The 25,604-nt window shown below is 36.2% G+C and carries 19 protein-coding genes; 6 read left to right on the top strand and 13 right to left on the bottom strand.

Annotated features, from left to right (window positions below; all coding sequences use genetic code 11):
- The coding region (locus MT489_RS22445; protein WP_425311310.1) for an IS3 family transposase at positions 1–86 on the top strand (86 nt) is incomplete at its 5' end.
- A gap of 66 nt (positions 87–152) precedes the next feature.
- On the opposite strand, the gene MT489_RS11070 is transcribed toward MT489_RS22445, so the two are convergent.
- The 5 genes from MT489_RS11070 to MT489_RS11050 form a co-directional block, all read right to left on the bottom strand.
- On the bottom strand, positions 153–992 hold the full coding sequence (locus tag MT489_RS11070) for an MBL fold metallo-hydrolase (protein WP_244681615.1): 840 nt from the start codon (positions 990–992) through the stop codon (positions 153–155).
- Positions 993–1,014: 22 nt separating this feature from the next.
- Positions 1,015–1,797 (bottom strand): SDR family NAD(P)-dependent oxidoreductase, encoded by a 783-nt coding sequence (locus tag MT489_RS11065; protein ID WP_244681614.1) that lies wholly within the window; start codon positions 1,795–1,797, stop codon positions 1,015–1,017.
- A gap of 188 nt (positions 1,798–1,985) precedes the next feature.
- Positions 1,986–2,759 (bottom strand): SDR family NAD(P)-dependent oxidoreductase, encoded by a 774-nt coding sequence (locus tag MT489_RS11060; protein WP_244681613.1) that lies wholly within the window; start codon positions 2,757–2,759, stop codon positions 1,986–1,988.
- 1 nt (position 2,760) lies between these two features.
- Entirely contained in the window at positions 2,761–3,750 is a 990-nt protein-coding gene (locus tag MT489_RS11055) for a sugar phosphate isomerase/epimerase family protein (protein WP_244681612.1), read from the bottom strand.
- A 13-nt stretch (positions 3,751–3,763) separates the two neighbouring features.
- Positions 3,764–4,531 carry an SDR family NAD(P)-dependent oxidoreductase gene (locus MT489_RS11050; protein ID WP_244681611.1) on the bottom strand — a complete coding sequence of 256 codons (768 nt, stop codon included), beginning with the start codon at positions 4,529–4,531 and terminating at the stop codon, positions 3,764–3,766.
- A gap of 926 nt (positions 4,532–5,457) precedes the next feature.
- On the opposite strand from MT489_RS11050, the gene MT489_RS11045 reads away from it, so the two are divergent.
- From MT489_RS11045 to MT489_RS11035, 3 genes are all read left to right on the top strand, one after another.
- The gene (locus MT489_RS11045; RefSeq protein ID WP_244681610.1) at positions 5,458–7,035 is read left to right on the top strand and encodes a type 2 periplasmic-binding domain-containing protein; all 1,578 of its coding nucleotides are present in this window, start codon (positions 5,458–5,460) and stop codon (positions 7,033–7,035) included.
- An 80-nt stretch (positions 7,036–7,115) separates the two neighbouring features.
- Positions 7,116–8,081, top strand: a complete 966-nt coding sequence (locus MT489_RS11040; protein ID WP_244681609.1) for an ABC transporter permease — start codon at positions 7,116–7,118, stop codon at positions 8,079–8,081.
- A gap of 10 nt (positions 8,082–8,091) precedes the next feature.
- Positions 8,092–8,973, top strand: coding sequence for a carbohydrate ABC transporter permease (locus tag MT489_RS11035; RefSeq protein WP_244681608.1), 882 nt, complete (start codon positions 8,092–8,094; stop codon positions 8,971–8,973).
- Positions 8,974–9,574: 601 nt separating this feature from the next.
- On the opposite strand, the gene MT489_RS11030 is transcribed toward MT489_RS11035, so the two are convergent.
- Positions 9,575–10,507: an aldo/keto reductase gene (locus tag MT489_RS11030; protein WP_244681607.1), complete on the bottom strand. Its 933-nt coding sequence runs from the start codon at positions 10,505–10,507 to the stop codon at positions 9,575–9,577.
- Between the two features lie 459 nt (positions 10,508–10,966).
- On the opposite strand from MT489_RS11030, the gene MT489_RS11025 reads away from it, so the two are divergent.
- On the top strand, positions 10,967–11,683 hold the full coding sequence (locus MT489_RS11025; protein WP_244681606.1) for a GDSL-type esterase/lipase family protein: 717 nt from the start codon (positions 10,967–10,969) through the stop codon (positions 11,681–11,683).
- An 80-nt stretch (positions 11,684–11,763) separates the two neighbouring features.
- Here the strand turns inward: MT489_RS11025 and MT489_RS11020 are convergent, their stop codons facing one another.
- A complete protein-coding gene (locus tag MT489_RS11020) occupies positions 11,764–15,456 on the bottom strand; it encodes a type 2 periplasmic-binding domain-containing protein (RefSeq protein ID WP_244681605.1) in 3,693 nt (1,230 codons plus the stop codon).
- 409 nt (positions 15,457–15,865) lie between these two features.
- Between MT489_RS11020 and MT489_RS11015 the strand changes: the two genes are divergently transcribed.
- On the top strand, positions 15,866–16,729 hold the full coding sequence (locus MT489_RS11015) for an AraC family transcriptional regulator (protein ID WP_244681604.1): 864 nt from the start codon (positions 15,866–15,868) through the stop codon (positions 16,727–16,729).
- A 55-nt stretch (positions 16,730–16,784) separates the two neighbouring features.
- Here the strand turns inward: MT489_RS11015 and MT489_RS11010 are convergent, their stop codons facing one another.
- The 6 genes from MT489_RS11010 to MT489_RS10990 form a co-directional block, all read right to left on the bottom strand.
- Positions 16,785–17,753, bottom strand: a complete 969-nt coding sequence (locus MT489_RS11010) for a D-2-hydroxyacid dehydrogenase (protein WP_244681603.1) — start codon at positions 17,751–17,753, stop codon at positions 16,785–16,787.
- Positions 17,754–18,172: 419 nt separating this feature from the next.
- Positions 18,173–18,352 carry a hypothetical protein gene (locus tag MT489_RS11005; protein WP_244681602.1) on the bottom strand — a complete coding sequence of 60 codons (180 nt, stop codon included), beginning with the start codon at positions 18,350–18,352 and terminating at the stop codon, positions 18,173–18,175.
- A gap of 110 nt (positions 18,353–18,462) precedes the next feature.
- Positions 18,463–18,630 (bottom strand): SH3 domain-containing protein, encoded by a 168-nt coding sequence (locus tag MT489_RS22440; protein WP_370876381.1) that lies wholly within the window; start codon positions 18,628–18,630, stop codon positions 18,463–18,465.
- 188 nt (positions 18,631–18,818) lie between these two features.
- A complete protein-coding gene (locus MT489_RS11000; RefSeq protein ID WP_244681601.1) occupies positions 18,819–20,513 on the bottom strand; it encodes a methyl-accepting chemotaxis protein in 1,695 nt (564 codons plus the stop codon).
- Between the two features lie 181 nt (positions 20,514–20,694).
- Positions 20,695–21,792, bottom strand: coding sequence for a hypothetical protein (locus MT489_RS10995; protein ID WP_244681600.1), 1,098 nt, complete (start codon positions 21,790–21,792; stop codon positions 20,695–20,697).
- Between the two features lie 201 nt (positions 21,793–21,993).
- Positions 21,994–25,509, bottom strand: coding sequence for a CDP-glycerol glycerophosphotransferase family protein (locus MT489_RS10990; RefSeq protein WP_244681599.1), 3,516 nt, complete (start codon positions 25,507–25,509; stop codon positions 21,994–21,996).
- Positions 25,510–25,604: the final 95 nt, after the last annotated feature.

The raw sequence follows: 25,604 nt of genomic DNA, 5'->3' as shown, positions 1-25,604 counted from the left end.
ATTACAACAATAACCGGATTAAACAAAAACTGGCTGGCATGAGTCCGGTTCAATACCGTCTTCACACCAGCCAACTAGCTGCGTAATATGAAACTCTAACTTTTAGGGGTCACATCAATTCCGGATGGAGTCTGGGCATTTTTTTAGATGAATTATAGAGCATTCGGAGAAACATAAATAAATCTCTCAAAACGCGCACAAATATGACATTTTTGCATTGGGTAATTTTCATAAAGATAATCAATGATTCTACCAGGTTTTTCTGAATTTCCTTGGAACATATCATAGTGGAGAGGAATTAAGGTGTCTACACCTGCTGCTACAGCGAGTTCAGCTGCCTCTCTCACATCCATATTCCCTATAATCTCTCGCTGATTTCTAAAAAAGTCCCGTCCATTGATTGGGAGAAGAGCTAAATCAATGGCTTCTCTTTTCAACGTATCTACTAAATCTGGATAAATAACCGTATCTCCCGCATGATATACTTTGACTCCATTCCAGTCAAAGATAAATCCAACAAATCGGTGCCCGTAGTCAGGAGAGTATTCAAATTCTTCATGCGCAGCAGGGATTGCTTTAATTTTTACGTCCGTACAGCACCAGTCGAGATTTGTATCGGCACTCACTATATTTTCAGGACTCACACCACACTCTTGCAAGCGATCATGACAGTAGGCCGGAGCAATAAACTTTGTTTGATTGTTTACCTTAGCAATTGCCTCCACTGCATACGGGTCTAAGTGATCACTATGATCATGTGAAATACAAACATAATCAATATTTGTTAACATTTCAGCCTGAAAAGGAGGAGCGAATGCTCGATATGGTGCAGGGTCCAAATAAGGATCGATGCAAACTATTTTATTCCCTTCTCCCTTTATAAGAACGCTATTCTGACCTAAAAACCAAACAGCAAGCATTCCTTTCGGGACTTCTGTTGATTTAAGTTCCTTCAATATTTCTAACCCGCGTTTTGAATGTTCTAGTTCCAAAATTACTCATTTCCTTTCTAAGTTATCGGGACATTCTTAATCCTAAGCCTCCGTTAATATGTAGTTCTGTGCCAGTCACCTGATTTGATTCATCTGATAATAAGTAAACTGCTCCATATGCCATATCTTCAGCTGTTTGCATTTTACCTGTAGGAATCGCACTTTCCGCCCACTCCACGAGTTCTTCTTTACTCGTTCCCATACTCTCATGCAGTTCGATTTCTCCCTCAGATGCGACCCATCCAACCGTTATCCAATTAGAACGAATTTGCTTTTTAGCATAGTGGGTAGCGATACTTTTATTTAGAGTAAGCATCGCTCCTTTCGCACAGGAGTAGGCAACTAAATTCTCTCCACCTGCATACCCATTCGTGGATCCAATTTGAACGATTGAGCCCTTACCGGTTTTTAACATTTCCTGTATAGCATATTTGGAACAAAAGAATGCCCCTTTAATATTTACATCAAAGATAGCATCGAATAAATCTTCTGTTGTATCAAGAATCGTTCCCCTTGGAAAGATTCCTGCATTATTTACCAAACCATCAATACGACCAAAATAAGCAACCGATTCTTCGATTAACTCTTTACAGGCCTGTTCCGATGAAATATCTTTTTGAATAAAAATAGCCTCTGCGCCATAACTATTTTTTATCTCTTCTACAACCGCATTCCCTGCTTCTTTATTTCTTCCACTTACTACAACATTAGCTCCTTCTGCTGCACAAATTAAAGCAATTCCTTTTCCAATTCCTTTTGTTGATCCAGTGATGACGACTACTTTATCTTGAAGACGGTTGCCCATTAAAACATCACTCTTTCTTCATTTTGAAAAGTTTTTTATTATTTTGACTATTCTTTTTGCACTATCGTTGCATTATTACGTCTCTCTCACTAGCATACTGCAATATTTTCAGAAGAAGTCATGTATTATCTTATAGAATTGTAGAATGAAATAATTGTGGCACAAAAATTCTCGATTGGCATGGCTTCCTACACCCAGCACACAATCGTCTCCCCAGTTAAAACATCTGCAGAAGGACCACATAAAAACATAACAATTTTTGACATATCTTCAGGATGAGCAATTTTTTGTAAGCGGGATTTCCCTTCCTCTTCCTGGACCGTTCGAGTAGCTAGGAATCTACCAGTATACGTTGGAGCTGGTGAGATGGCATTTACATTTACATCATAAGGGCGTAGTTGCTCTGCTAAACTTCTTGTATAGTATGAAATCCCTGCCTTTGCGGTTGCATAAATAATCCCTTCTTTTACAGGAACATGACCAGCAATCGAGCCTATATTAATGATTTTTCCTGATTTTCTTTCCTTCATATGTCGCCCAACATACTTGCACATATACATCGTGGTTATTAAATTTCGATCGACAACAGAACGAATATCTTCCACTGATATATCCAAGGCATCATTTGGATTCGGGCGCGGAGTTGAAAATCCAATATCACCACCCGCATTATTTACTAATATATCAATCGATCCTAAATGATTAATGGTCATCTCCACCACATCAGCAGCCTGCTTTGGATCGGACAAATCACCAGCTATAAATTCAGCCCTTACTCCAAGAGACTGGATTTCCTTTGCTACTTCATACCCTGAAGCAGCTTCATTAAACTCACTTGCTGCTTGATCATTGATATCATGAACAATTACGTTTGCGCCAGCTTTCGCCAAATCAAAAGCATATTGTTTTCCTAAGCCACGGCTTGAGCCTGTTACCAATGCATTTTTTCCTTTTAAATTCATATTACACCTCCATTTGTAAGGTATCTTTTTTCTTCATTAAATAAGTTAAATATGCCATCCCAACTGCCATTTCTTCCATTTCATATGTGGCAATCGCATTTGCAGATTCTCCCTTTTCATATGGAGTACGCCAATCTCCCTTTGTAAAAGCACGGTCATCAACAAACCGAAGAAGTCGTGTCAGCTGTTTGGCTGTTCTTTCCGGATACTCCGTCCAATAATCCTCCTGCAAAACTCTAACATGTCTCGCTTCTAACGCCCCATGTTCAATAGACAACGTAATATTCGGATTCACTTCTTCCATTAATGAAAAAAGTGCGGGGAAATCAATCACACCTTGTCCAACTGGGCAACGCGCAAGACGATAACCTTCATCTGACCAATAAATCTTGTAATCTTTTAAATGCACATTTTTTATATATGGAGCCATTTTCCTAAAAAAGTCCATCGGAACTTCAGCTGTTGCTAGTGGATTTCCAGTATCTAACGTAATACCGAAATAGTCTGAGTTAATGGTTTCACATAACCAAAGTAACTCTTCTGATGCTAAATCCTGGTGATTCTCTACCGTTAAATGAATCCCTACTTCCTCAGCTGTTTTAGCAGCTACTTCGAACGATAATAGTATTTCATTAAGGAAGGCTTGCCATTTGCCTTTCATTTTTCTCCGATCGCCACCAAAATCAGCTCCACCTACTACAGTTCTAACCGTACGTGCGTTAATGCTGCCTCCAAGCTGAAGAACTCGTTTTAAATGTTCTGGCTCGTAACCACCTGCAGCAATATTAATAAACAAATTATTCTCACTAGCATACCCTTTAACTTCATCTAAATTGGCATCTACCAAGATTTCGTATGGTAACTCTACACCTTCCAGTCCATAGCCTTGCGCCATCTTCATTTGTTGTAAAGCCGTAATTCGTGGGTTTTCTGCTTTTGGATGTAATCCCATATAAAATACTGTCCCATATGCTGTAAGTCCAAACTTCATTCTTTTCCCTCCCTTATTCCACCGTCCAGCCACCATCAATGACAATGGATGATCCTGTCATAAAGCTTGAAGCCTCTGAAGCTAGATAAATAATTAATCCTGCTAATTCATCCGGTTTCCCCCAACGTTTAATCGGCAAGTGATCAAGGAAAAATTGATTCGCTTCTGGATTATTAATGACAACTTGATTTAATTCAGTCGCAAATGGTCCTGGACAAATAGCATTCGCCGTAATATTATATTCAGCCCATTCCAAAGCCATCACTTTTGTTAATTGAATTAATCCACCTTTACTAGAACAATAAGCTGATCGTTCAGCAAGACCTACCATCCCTAACATCGAAGCAAGATTAATAATTCTTCCATATCGTTGTTTAATCATTTGTGGAACAACAGCTTTCGTAACAAGGAAAGGTGCTTTTAAATTCGTCGCCTGAACCAAATCCCAACTTTCTTCATCATAATCTAATAGAGGTTTACGAATATTCACACCTGCATTATTGATTAAAATATCAATGCTTCCATGCTTATCAACAACCTGATTAACTAACTCGCTTATTTGGCTAGTATCCAATACATCCACTGCATGTCCTGAAACATTTGTTTCATATTGATCAGACAATTCCAGTGCAGCATTTTGTGCCTTTTCTATATCCCTACTAGTAATGGCAACATTGGCACCTGCTGATGCAAGAGCTCTAGCAAACTCTAATCCAAGACCTTGACATCCCCCTGTAATAAGTGCTGTTTTTCCTTTTAAGGAAAATAGATTAGTAGACATAAATAAATCTCCTTTCGATTTCATTTCCATATATAATTGTGTATTTTGAATCTGACAGATGCAGTAGATCATCAATAGAAAAAAATACCGAATACTGATGCACTGCAAAATGTAGTGGTGATCAATAACAAATACATTAATCCCCTATAGATAAACGTAAAGATATGTATTGAAATGTCTTAAGAGGCGAATGAAAAGAATATGAAGCAGATTGAGTTGTAACTGTGGAGTCATTTTATAAATAGAAAGTAATCGATCATCAATTGGTGAAATAGTAAAGTCTTTCTGTAATCTCCATCCAAGCTTATTTTTAATTATTCATATATCACTTGCTTGCTGAAAAACTAACCATATGTTTCACTCCGTTTCCTTTTTTTGCATCTAATCCAAGATAGCGCTTACAACCATAATAAGATTCCATGAACAAGTTGATAAATAATGATATTGCTAAAAACACTTACTTTTTTTCTAAATAATAGAAGTAAATGAATAGCTTGTCAATGTTGGTTGATTAATAATTAACACTATAATGAATTTTTATAATTTTTTACAAAAAACGACATTCTTATTTTTAATATAGGTATTCGACTATATAATACTTTTTCTCAATATCATTTCGACTCCTTTCAAGCTTTCTGGCATTTTTATTTTCCTACATTATTAAAACCCTACATAACCCTTACTAAATTCATAGAAGTCTATTTGCTATAATTCGACAATTTCCCCACTTTAGATTATTTCAAATAATCAAATAAGCATTTGCCTAAATTATTACATTTGGTTAATATTAGTAATCATAGAAAATTGATATTATGCAGTTTAAAGGGGGGAAATCTTTTTCCATGTAACTCTAGCATCATATGTGAGCGCATACGGTCATTTAGTAAAGAGATAAGAATTGAATCATTTTACAAGGGGAGAAAGTTATGAACAAAAAAGCTTATGTTATTATGACTCTCGTTTTATCAATATCTCTAATCGTAGCTGCATGTTCAAAAGATGCTGGAAATAAAACCAGTGATGGAACAGGTCCTTATAAAATAAGTTTAGCCTTAATGGGGGGACCAAAGACTCCTGATTCTTGGGTTAACAAAGCGCTTGAAAAAGATTTAACCGAAAACCTTGGTAGGGATATCCAGGTTGAAGATGTATTTTTACCATCATGGGATGATGCAAAAACTAAAATCAACCTACTTATGAGTGATAAAAAAGAGATGCCCGATGTTATGTGGCATTGGGATATGAACAAAGAATTTGATAGTTGGGTCAAAGCAGGTGCTGTAGTGGATCTAGTTCCGTATTTACAAAAATATGGACAAAATATTATTAACTATTACTCAAAAGAAACAATGTTTTATCATTGGGACCCAAGTGGAAAAATTTTCAGGCTTCCAGGAGATATATCAGAGCCTGGAACAATGACAACAATTATTCGTAAAGATTGGTTGGACAATTTAGGACTAGAGGTGCCGAAGACTTTGGATGAATATATTAAAGTGCTTCGAGCATTCACGAAGGATGACCCTGATGGAAATGGAAAAGATGATACTTATGGTTTCGCAGGAGAAAACTCATATAGAACACTTGCCCCGTTTTTTTATTCTCATGGTGTAGATCCTGAAGCCTTTATGATTCAAGAAGACGGAACTGTCAAATTCGGTGCAACAATGCCTCAAGTAAAACAAGTTTTGGCTATCGTACGTGGGCTATATGAAGAAGGAATCATGGATCCAAGAATGGTAGCACCTATTGATGGTGCTCAAGTAGACGATATTATGGCAAACGGTAAAATTGGTTCAATCTATCGATGGGTTGCATTTTTTAATCCTGATGCCACAACTCATCAATCTTTTAAAGCACTAAACCCTGAGGGTGAATATATGCCAATAGAACCGATAATTGGTCCGAATGGATTTGCTTCGGATATCCCATCGGATGAAATCGGTTGGTCCTTTCTATCTGTGACTGCCGCTGCTAAAGAACCAGATACAGCAGTTAAAGTTCTAAATCGAATGGCTTCTTCTGAAACGAATAAGTTAATTAGATTTGGTGAAGAAGGAGAGCACTATGAAATTATCGATGGACAATATAAAAGTAAAATTGGTCCAGAGGAAAAGAATAAACTTGGTTTAGGTAACTACAGCTGGTATATTACACGAAAAGATGAAGCCAATATCGAAAACATTCCTGAAGTAATTGAGTTATTTAATAAGCGGGCGGAAACTGCAATGCCGATGAGAGAAAAAATTGTATTCTTTAAATCCTTGGAACGTCCAGCTTGGATTGAATACAGTGCAGATGTTAAAAAACTTAGAGACGAAACATTTTGGGGAATTATCGCTGGCGAACTTCCACTTGATGCATTTGATGACTTTGTTGCAAAATACCCTGAAATGGGCGGAAAAGAAATTGATGAAGAAGCAAACAAACTTTATGCCGAACAAGATCAACAATATGAAGAGTTTTCCAAATGGTACGACGAAAATATTGAGTCATATAAGTAAAGGAAAATTCGATTATGAGTTCCCGATATCGGGAACTCACATTTTATAATTGCCAAATGTAAATAAGTGGGGTGTTTGCTTTGAAATTAAATAGGACGCTTAACACATCTCCATTACCATCGACTTTAGAAGTGAATAAGCGGCAAAAGTTATTTAAAGATTTTGCTAGAGATAAATATTTGTATTTACTGCTTTTACCAGGTTTAATCTATTTAATTATTTTTAAATACTTTCCGATGTACGGAGTCATTATAGCGTTTAAAGAATTCAATATGTTTTCAGGTATTATGGATAGTCCGTGGGTAGGATTAGAACAGTTTGAAAGACTATTTAGAACACCCGATTTTCAAAAGATTTTTATAAATACACTAGTTATTAGTGTACTTAAACTTGTGTTTGGCTTTCCAGCCCCTATTATTCTTGCATTACTATTAAATGAACTTAGACATATGTTTTTTAAGCGTTTCACGCAATCAATTCTTTACTTACCCCATTTCGTTTCATGGGTTATTTTTGCAGGGATTATTATTACTTTCTTAAATCCTGTTGATGGTTTAATAAACCACATTATCCAGTACTTCGGAGGCAAACCTATCCATTTCTTAACGAGTAAAGCTCATTTTCGTTCTATCCTAGTAATAACGGATATTTATAAAGAAATGGGTTGGGGTACGATCATATATTTAGCTGCAATGACTGGTGTCAATCCCGATCTTTATGAGGCGTCACGGATAGATGGGGCAAATAAATTTAAACAAATGTGGCATGTTACTTTACCCTCCATTCGTCCCGTCATTCTTATCATGTTGATCTTAAATCTTGGAAACATTTTAGAAGCTGGTTTCTTCCAAATTTATTTACTGTATAGCCCTCTAGTTTATGATGTAGCCGATATCATTGACACTTATGTATATCGAAGAGGAATTCAAGAAGCTAACTATAGTTTAGCTACTGCCGCGGGATTATTTAAATCATTGATTGCCTTGGCACTTATAGTAACAGCTAATAAAATTGTTAAGAAATTTGGAGAAGATGGACTATGGTGAGGTGAAAAAAATGATACATATGTCTAAAGGTGAAAAGTTGTTTTCGATGTTTAATTATGGCTTGATGGGATTGCTGTTGATATTGATGATATACCCTTTTTGGTATTTATTGATGGGTTCGATTAGTGATGCTAAACTTGCTGCTGGAGGAGGTTTATTCCTAATTCCTGCCGGTTTTTCCTTAGATGCTTATAAAGCAATATTAAATAACTCGTCATTTTTAAGTAGTCTCAAAACCACAGTGATTGTTACGCTTGCTGGCACTTTTCTAGGAACATTTTTTACAGCAACGACAGCTTATGCAATTTCCAAAAAACGATTGCGAGGCGGAGGACTCGTATCATTCTTAATATTATTTACAATGCTGTTTAACGGAGGGTTAGTACCTAGCTACTTATTAGTCAAAATGTTAAATTTGATGAATACGTATTGGGCCTTAATTCTTCCCAATTTATTAAGTGCATTTAATATCTTTGTAATGAGAAGTTTTTTCAAAGGAATACCTGATACGCTTGAGGAAGCAGCAAAAATTGATGGTGCTAATGATTTGACGGTATTTTTTAAGATTGTATTGCCGCTATCTAAACCGGTATTAGCTACAATTGGTTTATTTATTGCTGTTTTCTACTGGAATGATTTTTTCTCGACCATTCTTTATATCTCAGATAAAGATAAATGGCAACTTCAGGCATTTTTAAGAGATATCATTAGCAATACTGCACAAGTGGTAAAATCATCGAGTGGAGTTGGCATGGGGATGCAGAGTAGTGTATCCGAATTCACCGTAAGAATGGCATCAATTATTGTAGCAACCGTTCCTATTTTAGTTGTATATCCTTTTCTACAAAAACACTTTGCTAAAGGTGCTATGATAGGATCTATAAAAGGATAAGTGAGTTTATATTCATACAATAGTTTATTGATTTCAAAATTTCAGTAAAGGGATAATTTTCGATCGTATAAGCACCTTTCTATTATAGGAGGGTGTTTTTTATGTCAAAGCCTTCATCAAAAATATCTAAATATTATAGATATTTTATTAAAATGTAGAGCTGAAAAAAGTCGATTTCCAGACATTATCAGAGCACCTTTGTTTGAAGATATTCCACTACACAGAATGATTCATATTTAAACAAGAAAATAAAGAGTCCCCAAAAAGTATAATAGTATTGACGTTTCTGGGGATTTCCTCCAACTGTAATGTAGGAAATGGTCCATATCATTGATAATAACTGAAGCCCTTCATGCCCAAAGAATGTATATATGGCCTCAATGCATATGGATCTAAGTAGTCAATGTGATCATGCGAAATACTAACTTAATCTATATTTGTTAACAATTCCGCTTAAAATATCATAGAAAATTAAATGTAATAGATTAATTAGAAATAGTGAAGTCATTTCTTATTTCGAGAATCATAATCAAAATTTATTTATTATCTAGTGCTGAAATCTAGGAATCTTGATCAACGTTAATCTCCTTGTCCGTTTCTTTTATTCTATACGGAGATCAAGCCACTTCATTTCCTCTTCACTTAAAGATATATCCATGGCTTGTTTACAAGATAGTATTTCCTGCTTGTTTTGCGGGCCAATAATAGCTGCGGTTGGGAAGGATTGATTTAACACATAAGCCAAACTAATTTGAACGGTTTCTACACCTTTTTCTTTCGCCAACTGTTCGGCACGACGATATCGTTCCCAATTTTTATCATTGTAGTAGACGCGGACGATATCGTTATGAGAGCGATCCTCAGGTGTAAATCTTCCTGTAAAAAAACCACTCGCCTGAGATGACCACGAAAATAGTGGCATATGATTTCCTTCATGCCAGGCAAGCATTGGATCGTCAACAGATACACACCCTGCCCAATATGGTTCATTAGGTTTTGCAAGACTTAAGTTAGGACTGCTGAATGAAAAGCCAACCAAACCATGCTTTTCCGCATAGTCATTCGCTTCTTGAAGTCTTTCAATTGACCAGTTAGATCCGCCAAAAGCACCAATTCGTCCTGCCTCTACATGTGCATTTAATATTTCTAGAATTTCCCCCACAGGCACTTCCGGATTATCACGATGAAGAGCATATAATTCAACATAGTCTGTTCGTAGCCTGTCCAAGCTTATTTCCAATTCTTCATCAATCGCTTCCTTACTGACCCTTGGACCATCAGCATTATGATGAGCACCTTTTGTTAAAATATTGACATCTTCTCGTCGCTTATTTTCTTCCATCCATATACCAATTGATCCTTCACTTTTCCCGCCATAATATATAAAAGCCGTATCAATCGTATTTCCGCCAATCTCTAAATAATGATTTAACACATCCGTTACACGTTCCATATTGTCCGGAGTAAAGCCACCTGAACCCATGACAAGACTTGAGATTTTTTTATCCACACCCTTAACTTGAATACTCCTCATACTAAATCCTCCCATTAATTTAAAGATAGAATGAATCTTTCATTTTTCGTTGCCGTAACTTGAATAGGCATCTACCATATATTTTTATGAATGTTACTAAATAAAATGATATATACTTCTATCAGAATAAAATCTAACGGGAGGCTTTAAGACTTCGGATCTGATTGTGATAGGCGCAAGGCCAAGTGTTGGAAAACCGATAACTTTAATGAAACGAATTTACAGTGTGACATAATTTTATTAATAATACTTATTCCTATAAGACTGAAGATGAAACGGATGATGGACTTCATCCAAATGGATTTGGCCATAAAATATTAGCTGGAAGAATTGAAAATTGCATTTTAAACATTTTTAGTCGAATAAAAATAGGATAATACCCCTAATTTTTATGTAATTTTTTGTAAAAATATAGTAATATAAACATGCATGTATAATTAGGGGGAACTTGTAAAAAAAATGAAAAAATATCTTTTATGGTTTTCATTGATAATTAATGTTTTTGTTGTAATATTTGGATTGTTATTAATATACGATAAAAGTGTTTTATCTAATTTAAAAGCTAAAATCACTTCTGCTAAGACTGTTGAAGGTTATTCAGATTTTTATTTAGGTAAAATGAGTATTTTTGAGTCAGGAGAGTCTCATTCAAACAAAGTAGTATTTTTAGGAGATAGCCTTACTGATTATGGCGAATGGAATGAGTATTTTATCACGAATGACATTTTAAACAGAGGCATTTCTGGGGATACTACTGACGGTGTCTTGCATAGGTTAAAACAAGTTTACAACATACAACCTAGTAAAGTTTTTATTATGGTAGGTATTAACGACTTAAGAAAAGATGTTGATATTGATACTATTTTAATTAACTTTTCGACTATCCTAAATGAACTTAAGTTAAACTCACCTAATACAGCAATATTCGTACAAAGTGTATTACCAATGAACAGTCAATTACGTAAAAATAGCGTAAAGAGCAAAAATGTATTAGAACTAAACTCAAGGTTGAAAAAGTTAACTGCTGATACAAAAGTATCTTATATTGATTTATTTAGTCTAATGTCAAATAAAGAAAATCAGTTAAAACCAGAATTTACTTTCGATGGTCTCCATCTGAATGGTATTGGTTATCATCAATGGGTAAACGGAATAAAAAAACTTGTTGAAGATTAGGATAATTTAAAGGGTCCCCTGATAAGGGATTGTAAAATAGAAAAACTAGAGCCTGTATCACAAGTACAGGCTCTAAACTTTTATTTTACGTTATCTTCTACATTCTTCCTTACCTTATTATTCAACTTTGCCAAGTCTGATGTCTTCCAATTTCCCTTTTTCAGAAATGACATAAACTCAGGGGCCATGACGTTATTCCATGTTCCTGTACCTTCATAAGCATCCCACACGCCATTTTTTAATCCGATTCTTTGTAAAGTCGTTTTATCTGCTGTCCTTTGATTGAGGTATTTTCTTAAGAATCGGGTGTATTCCACTCCCGTAAATTCCTCACTCAATTGATTCCAGACGTATGCTACATCGGAAGGATCTTTAGCAGAAGAAAGCATGACCGGATACGATGGTTGATCAATAATTGCCGTATAATCTATTGCTGATGGACCTTTTGGGAAGAATAGGAATTGCCAATCGTCTGATGGCATTACATGTTGTCCGTCTGGATATACTGTTTCAAACGCATCAACGATTACTGGAATTTTGGCTGGTTGTCCTAAGAAATATCCATCTTGCATTTCAATTACTGCGTCTTGTACTTTATATTCTTTTCTTAATTGCTCAACCGTTTGATTATATGGTTTGACTAAAAATAATACATTGCCTTTGCTGAATTCTTCAATGTCCCAATCTTCCTTTGCAGCTTCCGGCTTTTCGGCAATCAAATCACCATTATACAGTTGATGATATAATTGAGCCGCTTGTTTAAAATTGGTTGTATTGAATTTAAAAGTGTTTCCATCCAAGTTATCGAGTGATTCTGGTGCAGCATTATTGGAATACAGCATTTGTTTGAATAATTGTTCCGTATCTGCAAATACATATTTATTTTTTGCATTCGATGATTTTTCGAATTGCTCAATAATTTCTTGTAGTTTATCCCAATTCCATTTTTCGTTTTGCTGTATCCCCATTAGATTCTCTGAGAATCCAATGTCAGCCAATAACTTTTTATTTACGAACAAACCGACACTATTCATCGTTGGACCAGCATACATGCCATATGTTTGGTTATTATATGTGGTCATCGCTTTATAAGGCTTATTCCATTTTCTGTCGCTAAAATCAAATTCGTCAAATGAACTTGCCGGCAAAATCATATCGTCTTTAATAAGGCCTGTCCACGTCCATTCATCCGGTACAACAAGAATATCTGGCATATTTGGTACTGATTGGCCCGCTTTCTTTTTACGGATATTTTCCATTAATTCTTCTTTGGACCACTTAATGTCTGGAACAAATTGAATGTCTACATTGCTCTCTCGTTGGATTCTTTCCACTCTGCGATTCCATATATTCACTTCATAATAGCGGGTGAAATAGCTCATGATCTGTGGATTAGCGAGTGGCAACAATTTACCGCTTGCGTCTTTATTAAAAGTGAAATCGAAATGATTTAATGGTTGTGGAATCGGACTTTCTGTTCCATTGATCCACCCAATCGTTACAGTCCTGCCACCTAAGTCACGAATTTCTCGATCCTTGGCATACTTTGGATCGCCTGTTAATCGAATGTCTTCAGTTGTTTCTTCTTTGATTTGTTTTACATTATCTTTATTGATTGAACCGAGTTCCCAGAAATATAAATCTGCCATACCGCCGCCAATGGTCAACGTCATTTCATATTTTCCGTTTTCTTTGACTTTTAAAGGAACAGCTTCTATTTCTCCTGTCAGGCGGCTTACCTTTCTTAATTTGGTTGGATTGATGCCTTCGCTTAGATCAAATGTTACATGGATTTCTTGGCGAGTTTCATAGCTGGATCCCATTTGTTCTTCAGCTGGCAATCCATTCCCATGTGTCAATCCGTTAAGAATCATAAAGTATTTAGGAGAAGTGGATGTGAAAAATTCTGTTGTATCGAAACCCGGAAGTGGGTCGAAGTATCCGATGAATACATCACCATCTAATCCGTCATTCGTTGGTCCAAGATTTTTCACATCGATGTTGTCGATAAAAGCTTGATCTAGCGATTTATTCCATTCCGGGTTATCTTTTGGACGACTATTTTTGACTGCCTTTTCACCTTCCATATGTTGTCCTGGAAGAATAGATACTTCTGTGCTATTGAGTCGAGTCAGATGATCTCCGATGTTTCGACTTTGTCTAATCAATTCTTTCGTCTGATCGTATATATGGTACGGAATCGGATTTCCATTTTCATCAACTCTAGAATCAGTGAACAAATAAATTGGGCTGTCTTTAATCCAGCGGAAAATGCTCAACCATTTTCCTCCGAATGTCCAGTTAGCAAATCCACTTAAATATGTTTGAGATTCCGTCATTTCATACCAACCGTCGCCTCTTTTTTCATGAGTGGCGGCACCCGGTCCAGTTCTCCAGCCTTGCATATAATTACCGAAAGGAATAGGTGATAGACCTGTACCATCATACCCTTCAGCGGCAATTTTTCGGTAACGATTTATATCATCATAGAACGGAATAACCGTTCCGCCGACTTCTTGGCTTTGCCTGTTCTCTCTAAAGTAATACATATCATACGTGATAAAGTCCGGTTTTGCCGTACGGACGTATTTTCTCAACATCTCTTCATTAAATGTAGAAATTGATGTGATATTGGCTGGAGGTGTATTGCCGACCTCATTGTGATGCACTAAAACATTCGGATAGAATTTCTTTGTAACATCGAACCAATCTTTTAAAATCTGTGTCAGTGTATCTGAGTAATTTTCTTCATCCCCAAATCCGATATTGATTAAGTTTTCAACATTCTCCAACTGATTTTTTGTTAAAAACCCATTTTCTTTTTGCTCTTTCGTTGGTGCTCCGGTTCTATTGGGTTCATGCTTTGCAATGGTGTCACTATCAAAATAATTGGAAGAAAGGTGATTTGCGTTTGGCGCAAAAGCCATTCCCCATTTTAAATCTGGTAAGCCTGGTGTCGTCTCTTGGAGCTTAGCATAACGTTCATGCAACCCTTTACTGTAATTGGGTGCATCGTTATATTGAACAGCTGTTATGCCTAGGTCCACGATATCTTCAGGAGTAGGTGGTTTTTTCCATGCTCTTATTTTGTTATCTTCATCTGTTGTAACCCACGTTTGAATTTGCAAACCATTTTCGATAAATCTTTTACTAGCACGAGAAAGAGTAGGTTTGGTTAAAAGAGGATCTGCCTGCCCTTTTTCCTCAATGGTGATATCGTCAATCCACGCAGTGCTTCCGGCCTGTGTTTGGAATTGAATCCAAGCACTTGTGCCTTCCTCACTCGTTTCAAAATCATAATAGAAAGTAGACCAATCTGTATTTTTCATACTATTATGCTCAATATAGTTGAGTGCTAGTTTCACATCTTTAGGGACGTTATTTTTATATCCCGAGATTTGATAGGCAAGATTTTGATTCGCAGCCCCAACCTTTGCCCTATATTGAATCCGATACTTGGTTGAAGGTTTCAACTTCGTATGATGATAATGAATTGTTTCCCCAGAAGAAGATGACTTTCCTAACTTTAAGGCAGAGTCACCAACTATGCTTTCCACTTGATAATTCCCTTTCTCACTTACAAATTGGTTTATTGCTTCTAAATTTGTAGTAATAGAATCGTCCCCTGAATCAAATCCCTCGTTTAAAACATAAGCAATATCTTCGCTTTGGGCTGAGGCGGTTTGTCCCACGCCATTTAAATTTCCGAATAGCGAAAAGACAAGCAAAATAAAGGTGATTATTACCATTTTACTTCCAATCGTTTGTCTCATTAGCAAATCCTCCTTTTGTAAAAATATTCAGTTTGGTTGTAATGCGAAAAGACTAGTTCAATGAACCCGACTTTTTCAATGCTCTCCAAAATATCCTGCAAAGCCTTAAATAAATGACTATCTGCACACTTATGAATCTACCTTTTGCAGGATGCCATCTAACAGATTTTTATAGTACGTTATAGAATGAAAGTCCCTCCCTATTTTTTTCTAGAATTCTCCTAACGTTAAGTGTATTTGAAAGCGTTTTTACCCAAAATGACAATATGTCATTTTTTCATATCCATTTGTAACTTGTTAGAAAAAGATGAGAAATTATGTTGGCAGCTTTAAAGGGAATTTGGAGGTTTTTGTAAAAAAAAGAATTTGAAATATAAAAGATATGTCACAACACTATCAGGAGGAAAACATGCGAGAAACGAAGCATGAACTAATAGATTGCCAGTTTTATTTTCCGTCAGAATTTGACCTTTTGGGCGGGGTTTGGCCATTAAAAGTAGGAAATAATATCGCAAAACCAAATTATCATATCGGACCACGCGTGATTGAACATTTTAGTATTCATTTTGTTGTCAAAGGCAAAGTTTTATATACATATAAGAATCAAGAGACTGTTTTAGAAGCCGGAGATATTTTCGCCATCTTTCCACATATGCCCCATCAATATCAAACATTAAGTTTTGATTCCAATTCTTTATTAGAGATGCACTGGCTTGCGTTTAATGGTCCAACATGCGTAACAGCATTAAAGAAAATAGGAATGCATCCGGAAAAGCCCTTTTTAAAGAAAAGGATGAGTTACGTTCTGAAAGCGACCTTGGAAAATATGCAACAGTTATTGAGAAACCAAGAGATCGCCTCAAATGAATATTTCAGACTCTATCAATTACTCTATCAGATATTTTATGGACTTGCTGATCAAAGAAGTCTCCCATCCAATCAAACACCAGAATATTTAATACAAAAAAGCTTGGACTTTATCCGTGTTCACTATGACGAGTCTATTACAGTAGAAGAAGTCGCTCATCACGTCGGGCTACACCGTTCCTATTTTTCTAAAATATTCACAGAGATTTTGGATTGCACACCAAGAAACTATATTCAAAAACTAAAAATGGAAAAATCCTACGACATGATGCAACACAATAACTATAGTATTACGGAAATCGCCTTATCTGTCGGATACTCCGATGCCTATTCCTTCAGCAGGGCGTTTAAGAAATACTTTGGAGAAGCACCAACTATATATATGAAAGAGAGAAGTGTGGTGTAGGGGGTCAAAATCTTGGGCAAGTTAAAACCAAAAACCTCCCAGATAGCAGGGAGGTTTATTTCCTAAGATTAACTATATTTACAGCTTTTCCATTAATAAAATTCTGCACATTACTCACTGCAATTTCCATCAAACGTTCACGTGCTTCCTTTGTCGCCCACGCAATATGTGGAGTAATTATACAATTGCTTGTTGATAAAAGTGGATTGTCAGCAGCGGGTGGTTCAGTAGACAAGACATCTACGGCCGCCCCAGCAATTCGTCCTCCATTCAATGCCTTTGCCAAAGCTTGTTCATCAATTAAAGGTCCCCGAGATGTGTTGATCAAAAATGCGGATTTTTTCATTAAAGCAATTCTTTCGGCGTTGATTAATTTTTCTGTATCCGGCGTCAAAGGACAGTGAAGGCTAACAACATCTGACCTTTCCATTAACTCCTCAAGTTCTACCCACTCTACCCCAGCCACCTCAGGAGGATTACGACGTCCGCTTCCAACAGCTAATACACGCATTCCAAAGGCTTGTGCTATCTGTGCTGTCTGCCTGCCAATCCTTCCTAAACCAATCAAACCAATCGTTTTGTCAGCTAGCTCGATCAGCGGGGCTTTTGTAAAAGAAAAATCAATACTACGAGTCCATTCTCCTTCATGGACAGCATCGCTATGCCGTCCAACATGGTGACATAGCTCCAAAAGCAAAGCAAATACTAATTGAGCCACTGATTGCGTACTATAGGTTGGCACATTCGTAACGATGATTCCTCGTTCTTTCGCAGTCTCGGTATCAATAATATTATAGCCCGTCGCTAGTACACCGATATATTGCAAATTTGGCAATGCAGATATGGTCTCTCTCGTCATTGGAGTTTTATTCGTCAGCACGATCTGCGCATCGGCTGCTCTAGGAATAATCTCATCTGCTTTCGTTCGATCATAGATGGTTACATTTCCCAATCTTTCTAAACCTGTCCAGTCCAAATCCCCTGGATTTAATGTATAACCATCTAATACAACTATGTTTAACATTTTATCTCCTCCGGCATTATGTAGTCCATTTCTCTTTTTATATTATACAACATGGCTAGATGGCTAACTTGTGTATTTTTATGGATAGGGATTCCATTTTCCTATTTGAAAAAGGAAATTGAAAGAAATATTGATGTGTGTTAGAAAAAGAGTAAAAAAAAATGAGCTGCCCATAGTATTTACCATTCTGGCAGCTTTCAAATATTCTACAAAACTATATACCTTTATCATTTATTTCACTAAATAGCATTAATATGTCTTTTTAATAAAATTAACAATTTTTCTTACTTTCTAAAACAATCCGAATATATTCTTTTTCTTTATTTCTTCAGGAGCTTCTCTGTAAATGTCTTTTCCTTGTACAATCACTTCCGAATTTTCCATGTAATAATATACACTGTGTCAAGCCCAAATTTACTTTATAACAGGTCATATGCCTCGGACATTTTAAATCTACATGTTGTTGTGTTATACGCATCCGATGCAATGAAATGTGTCAAATTAGATTCGGCCAAATCGAACGTAAAATTCTGAATATTTTCGTCGAAGTCTCTAGAAAAACTTGCAGCTGTCATTTGTGTTGCTGCCCCATTTTTCACAAGAGTGTACAGCTTTTTAGGTCTTAGAATAATCAGTGGCCGAAGAAGGTTTCAATTAAGGCACTTTTTTTAGTGTCCGCTCTCCAAGGTATAGGTTAGATAAGCATATATTATTTTTGTATTTTTATATATTTTTCGAATACCCATCCATAACTTTTTTCGAACTTGATTTTAAACCAATCCTTTTTGTTTTCTAGGATTTCAACCTTAGAGTTTTTCTTTAGTGATCCGATTTTTTTAGCTTTAACGTTTCCAGAATCTCTTACATTAAAGCGAATTTAGGCGTATACACTGATAGAGGTAAAACACTCATCCTCTTCCCCTTATGATCAGCACTATTATATTAGGTCAATATAAACATTTTCTTCTAATTTAATGATGTTTATCTATAATTCAAAAATGACAAAAAACACAAATGGTTATACACAAAAAAGACCCACTCCCCTAAAGGAATGGATCCAACATCTTATAACTTAAACCTATTAATCAACCCATTTAGACGCTCGGCTAATTTCGCTAAATCAGCTGAATTATTCGCCACTTCTTCCATCGAACTACTGATTTGCTCGGATGAAGCAGACGTTTCTTCAGTTCCTGCAGCCGATTCTTCCGATATTGCAGCGATTTCCGTGATAGATTTTTGCATTTTTTCGCTACTGGAGGAAATATGCATGATATTATCAGATACGCTTTTGATGTTATTCGCCATATCGGAAACGGCTGAGCTGATTTTTTCAAATGTTTGTTTCGTTGATTCTATTTTGTTTGTACCTTCGGCTACCTCCTCGTATCCAGCCTCTAACGAACTTGTCACGACGCTAGATTCATTTTGGATTCCTTCTACGATTCCTGTTATATCTGTTACAGATTTGGAGACCTGTTCGGCCAACTTACGCACTTCATCTGCAACTACTGCAAATCCTCTTCCTTGCTCACCCGCTCTAGCAGCTTCAATTGCCGCATTTAACGCTAGTAAGTTTGTTTGATCTGCAATCTCCTGGATAACGGAAACCAACTTAGAAATTTCCTGTGATTTTGTGTCTAAGCCCTTTACCTTTTCAACCGCATCCTGCACGATTTGATCAATCTTTTCCATTTGCTGGCTTGACGTTTCCATTAATCGGCTGCCCTCATTTGTCATCCCTAAAACATCCGTTGAAGCACGTTGAATTTTTTCGCCATTTTCATTGGCTTCTTGAACTGTTTCTGAGAATGACACCATGATTTGAGCCAATTCAGTTGCATTTGAAGCCTGGAGCTCTGTCCCTGTCGCAAGTTCTTCCATCGTCGCCGCAATTTGTTGAGAACCAGAATTAACCTCATTTGCGGATTGCATCAATTCCTCACTTTGACCCGTGATTCTTTCAGAAACTGTATTGATTTCACTTACTAATTCTCGTATTCTTCCATTCATTTCATTTGTTGCAACAACTAATTGTGCAAATTCGTCACGTGATTTCATAGTTAATAATTCCTGGCTAAGATCACCACCCGCGATTAACTTCATTCGCTCCATTACCTTTTTGATTGGTCTTGTAATAAAAGTTGAAGTAATCAGAGCAGCTGCTATGCTCACAACGATTGCTAATAGAATAAAAAAAGATAAGATATATAATGCCTTTTCTCCATCAGATATAATGTTCTGGCCTTTTTGCTTGATAACATGTTCTCGATTTATCGCAATTTTTTCGTAATCTTCAATGATTTGTTCAGCTTCTTTTGTAGTAACCGCATGATTTCTGTTCGCTAGTATTTTTTGACCTTTATCGTACATGGCAAAAACATTTTCCTCTATATCGTTTTGCCATGCAATTGTACGGTCAACAAGCTGTTTAAATTCCTCCGAAGCTCCTAAATCTATCGCCCTTTTTTCATCTAAAATTGCCTTGTCTGTTAGGGCATAAAATTGATCACGATAATCATTGTCTTCAAATAATAAAAATCCTCGCAAAAGCGAAACTCTATTTGCTATATTTGCAGCCAATTCCTGATCTAAAATTAAAAGTTGGAGTTCTTTTTCCATAATCTCATTTGTATTTTTATTTACACTCTTAACAGTAATAAAATTATATAGTCCAAAAGCCATAAACAATAAAATAACGAGCGAAAATCCTAACAATATTTTCGTTTTCAAGCTCTTAAAATTAAATAATTTCCCCACTTCTCTACCTCTTTCCTTAAAAATTGTTGCAAATTTAACCTAATCCTTCGTGTCCCGAATTATATAAGATTATATATTTGTATTATCGACAAACAATTAATATTTTTAAGTTGAAATAGAAAAAAGTTGGTCGTAGATCAAGCTAGCACCAACTAATTAATATTATAAATTTTAAAGAATTTCACCTTTTTGAAACACTTTTTAAGGCACGATCAATATTATTTTTTCCAAGTTCCCTAACCGCCGTCCAATATAATGCTACTTTAGCAGTGGACCACATATCTTTGGTAACGATTAATTCTGCTACATTTTTTGGTGTGAAATTTTCAAATAGTAGTAAGGAGTTTTCCCACTTACCTGAAGTTCCACGACTTCTAATATTTTGAATTTCCATAGCTGTATGAGGGACATGGGCATAGCCAAGCATATTCCATTGATAATAGTCTACATCAATTCCATAACCAAGGAATTTTATAATATCTGGATTAATAATTAGACCTAACTCTTCGTTCGCTCCACGAACTGCTGTTTTAAAAAGATCTGGGCCATCATTTACACTATGTCTGTCTAGTATAGGATGAACTCCTTCAACTACACTTATATCCATTTGATTCCCTCTTGCACCACTGCTGCCCGTGCGTTGAGAGAATATGATATTTTCATCGGATGTGATGATAACAAGTCCTACTCCGAACCCATTAGCCAAAAACGGGACAACATTCTCCAATTGTTCATATGGTATGTATGTTTCCGCAACTGTTTTACCAGTATCTAATTTTCGATTTAATTGAAGGTTACTAGCAAGAAATGTGAAATAATCCGTCTCATAAAAATTAAATAATACCGTCATATCCTCTTTATCACTTGTTCGGCTATGTCTATACTTAGCTAGTCCATATAACGGTCCGTTCCATTTATGGTCCAACCCTTTTGACTCTTTATCTGCTTCTGTCGTTGCGATTTCATTTCTTATTGCTTCAAGTTCTTTTGGTAAAGCAATCTTTTCATGAGTTAAACGACATTCAATATTTTCCCGTTTAAAATCAAACTGACCATCCCCATCTATGACAAAAAAACTAGTAGATGTATCACCAATCGTAAAAAGATGAGACTTAAAATCATTTTTTTCACTAAAAAGGCGTTTGTATTTTCGAACGATCTTCCTCTTTATATTTCTGATACTATCATCAAAAATCACACTAATGAGAAGACCAACTATCCCACCTATTATTGCAGTAAATAGTTCTCTTCCAATAGAGTCAAAAAAGTCTTTTACCAACACATTGTCACTCCTATAATCTATATGTCTATAATTATCATAAACTTTAGTGGCAGTATAAGATACAACATCCTACTGAGACAAAAAAAAGTAGTTATATATTCATCACTTTCAATTCAAATGTCATCAATTTTTCCTTAAGTGAAAATCCAAATTTCTAAACAAATAAGAGCCTGAACATAAACATTCAGGCTCGATACCTTACTTAAATGGCTTATAAAAAGACTCCATCGCCATTTCGTTATAGTATTTGTAATCGAATGGAGCAGGCTTGTACGTTTCTCTTTCTGCTTCGATGTATTCCATGCCTTTCTCAAGGCCCTCAATACTGTTTTCCACCAGCAAGCCATATTTCCCATCTTCCAAAACTGTTCGGTTGGCGATAATGTCTGTCGCGATTATTTTCATTCCAAGCGTCATCGCTTCTAGTAAGACCATTGGCTGACCTTCATAATGGGACGATAGGACAAAGCAATCGCATTTTTTTAAAAACGAAAAAGGATTTTCGACTTGCCCTAGAAGAAAAACGGCATTATTTAAATTAAGTTCGTTGATTAAACTTTGGAGCTGCTTTTTTAACGCTCCTTCTCCTAATAGGTAAAGCTTGCTATTAGGGTGATTTTGATAAAAACGAGCAAATGCTCTGATTAGGTTATCCTGCCCTTTTTCTGGCGACAGTCTTCCCATCGTGACAAAGTTAATATCTTCTTTACTAGGTTCTGGAATGTAAATGCCGTTCACTTCAATGCAAAGAACTTGCAATGCTTGGTTGTTCACCCAGCCGTGAGACACTATATGAGAATATGTTCCTTTTAATGTTGTAGCTTCGCAATCGATTTGAACTGTACGACCATCTAGCTCCACGTTTTCAACTTTCTCTGCACCTTCAAGCCCATAAGGCTTTGTCCAAACGAAATACTTTCCACCTAAATTTAACTCTGCCTTTCTTGATACCTTAACCTCTTTGATTAATGTTTGTTCATTTAACATTTCAAAAGCACTTGAATCTAGCCAACCAATTTTTTTGCCATCATGATAAAACAAAAAGCTATCGCCATATTTCGTTTTGATTGCTGCTTTTATTGTGACAATCTCTCCATCCAACCATTTTGCAGGCGCCATTTCCTTGGCATTCCAATTGGGACGGGCGTGAGTGTATATAAGGTGGTTTTTAGGATGTGCAATTTTTGCATAAATGGGCTTGATTACTTTTGCTTCGCTCAACGTTCGATTCTCAATATTTTGAATCACATTCTTCTTCCAACGATAATTCCTCGTTTTCAATAACTTTCTTTTTATTGTACCAGCATCTAATACTTGCAGCGCAGAATTGCTAATCCAGCCAAGAACAGTGCCATTAATGGAAATTCGGCTGTACATCCCCCTCGGAGTTTCAACCTCTTTATCGATGTCCACGATTACATTCTTATAGTCCGCACTTCCGGAAATTTTCTCTGCTCCTGGGATTTTATAAGGTTTGGACCATATTTGGTTTCCTTTTGGATTCGCCAGTTTTGCTATTTTTTTAACGTCTTTTTCTAGTAAAATACAATCCGGAAGCAATTCCACGGAATCAGCACTAATCCATCCAATCACTTGGTTGTTATGGCTAAATTTATAATAAGAATCTGCTTTTCTTAAAATCAGAATTTCAGCGTTTTTAAAGTCTGGCCTCAAATTAAACTCTTTAGCACCTTTATAAAAAGGAGGAAGATTCCAAGCTGTTTCTGCATCTTTTATTACCGCTCTCGCGCGAAGATGTTCGACTTGAATTGTCTTTCGCTCTATTTTTTCCTCCACTTCATTATGTAAAATCCTTTCAGGGTTAATGGAATTCATCACATAGTCAAATTTGTCTTCAGTTGCATAACGGGACAAATTCGTCTTATTCACTTCCATCGTTCCCTTTGAAACACTGACAAGCTTATCAAATTGATCATAAACAGAAAAAAGTCCACGAAGATTTATTAGATGAGGTCTTTTCCCATTGACTATCTTTTCACTATCTGAAAGCATATCGGAATGCATAAAGCATAACTTCTTTTGCGCATCAGCCACCAGTAGATATTTTGCCCAATAAAGACTATAGCCGCTAAAATCAATGCAGTAATCAAACTTGGACTTACCGAATAGTCTCTGATGCTCCCTCACGAAAATATGCTCCGGATATAGTTTTTTCGCCAAACTCCCATTTCTGCCCCGATTATGAATAAATTTATCCCGGTAATGCTCAACAATATTGTAGACTGGAGAACCTCCTTTAAAAATTAAGCGAACATTCTTATTGATTTTCTCAATGTTCCTTAAAAATTCATCGTCACTGGAAGCTGGCAGAAAACAACTAACATCATATGTATCATAATCAATATTATTCGTTAAGTTGATGAACGAGGATGTAATCCCATTATTCTTCATTCCACCAGGATAAATCAGAATTTTTTCTTTAGAAGAATCAAGGTTAGTAATCGGTTTGAGTTTTTCAGCCGAGTTTTTAAAAATATAGTTTACGATTCTTTCCGTCACGCGACCATCATCATGGTTTGTGAATCGCTTTTTCATGGTTTGGTATTTTTCATGATAGGACACTTGCACGTTATCAATGTCCCGAATTGCCTTAACAAGTTCAATAGCGTTAAAAAGAAGAGGCCCTGGAAGCTCGTCATTTTTTAAATATTGTCCTCGTTCCTCGTTATACACATCCAGATCCCACGTATAAAACAGAATCGGTTTATTCGTAACGAGGAAATCAAAAAAGATACTGGAGTAGTCGGTGATAAGCAGGTCAACGATGGAGAGAAGTTCGTTGGTATCAACGAAATCTGGAACAAGTCTTTTCTGTAAGTCTGCGTGCCTAGACGCCTCCTTGTACAAATAAGGATGCACCTTCACTAAAATATTGTATTTCTCCCCAATCTTCCGCTCCAAATCGTTCATATCCGCAATGATGTGATGGACGTCATTATTGACCTTCGCTACATTCGTTCCTTTCCATGTTGGTGCGTACAATATTATTTGCTTCTCATCTTCTATAGTCAAATCATAGGAACGTAAGGATTGCTTCATTTCATTCGAATTCGTATTAAACGTTAAGTCAATCCGCGGATATCCTTCTTCTATAATAGTTCCTGAGTAAATCCCATTTAGTTTATAACTATTTGTAAACATGTTGGTTGTATGTGAGTTTGGACTGATTAGATAATCTGTGCTCAAAAAATTCCGTACAACATTCTGTGATTGGACAGGGTTTCCAGGGATATCAAATCCCATTAATTTTAATGGAGTCCCGTGCCACGTATTAATATAAATTTGGTCACTTTTTGGAATGACGAAGTTTTGAAATGTTGAGTTATTGATGAGATATTCGCATGTAGCCAGATATTTAAGATATTCCGTGGAATTTCGCTTAACAAATTTTACATTATAGTAATTTCGATATTTAGAAATAACATTAGAGAGAGCTGCAAAATCCTTTATAGACCAAATATGCGTGTAGTCCTTGAAATCCGGATTTCCGACCATGTATTTAAACATCGCGTATGGACTGTCCGTCATGCTGTTCCCATCCCGAGTTTCATAAAGAATCGTCTTCTTCTTTACACTGCAATTTTTATAGAAGCGTGCATACTGTTGGACCCGTCGCTGACTTTCTCGAAATACATAATTCGTGATCGGATCCATCACGAATTTAATCCTCCGCTTCAAAACCTTCCGATTCATCTTCGTTGCAACCCCTTTTGATGCTTGAATATAGTAGGAAGTATTTCCGAAAAAAGGGGAAATATGTTAGATGAATGAAAAAAAGCCTGCTACAA

It is taken from the genome of Lederbergia wuyishanensis (assembly GCF_022900255.1).
Lineage (GTDB): Bacteria > Bacillota > Bacilli > Bacillales > Bacillaceae_C > Lederbergia > Lederbergia wuyishanensis.
The sequence above is the reverse complement of the archived record's forward strand: the minus strand, read 5'-3'. Positions and strand labels throughout refer to the sequence as shown.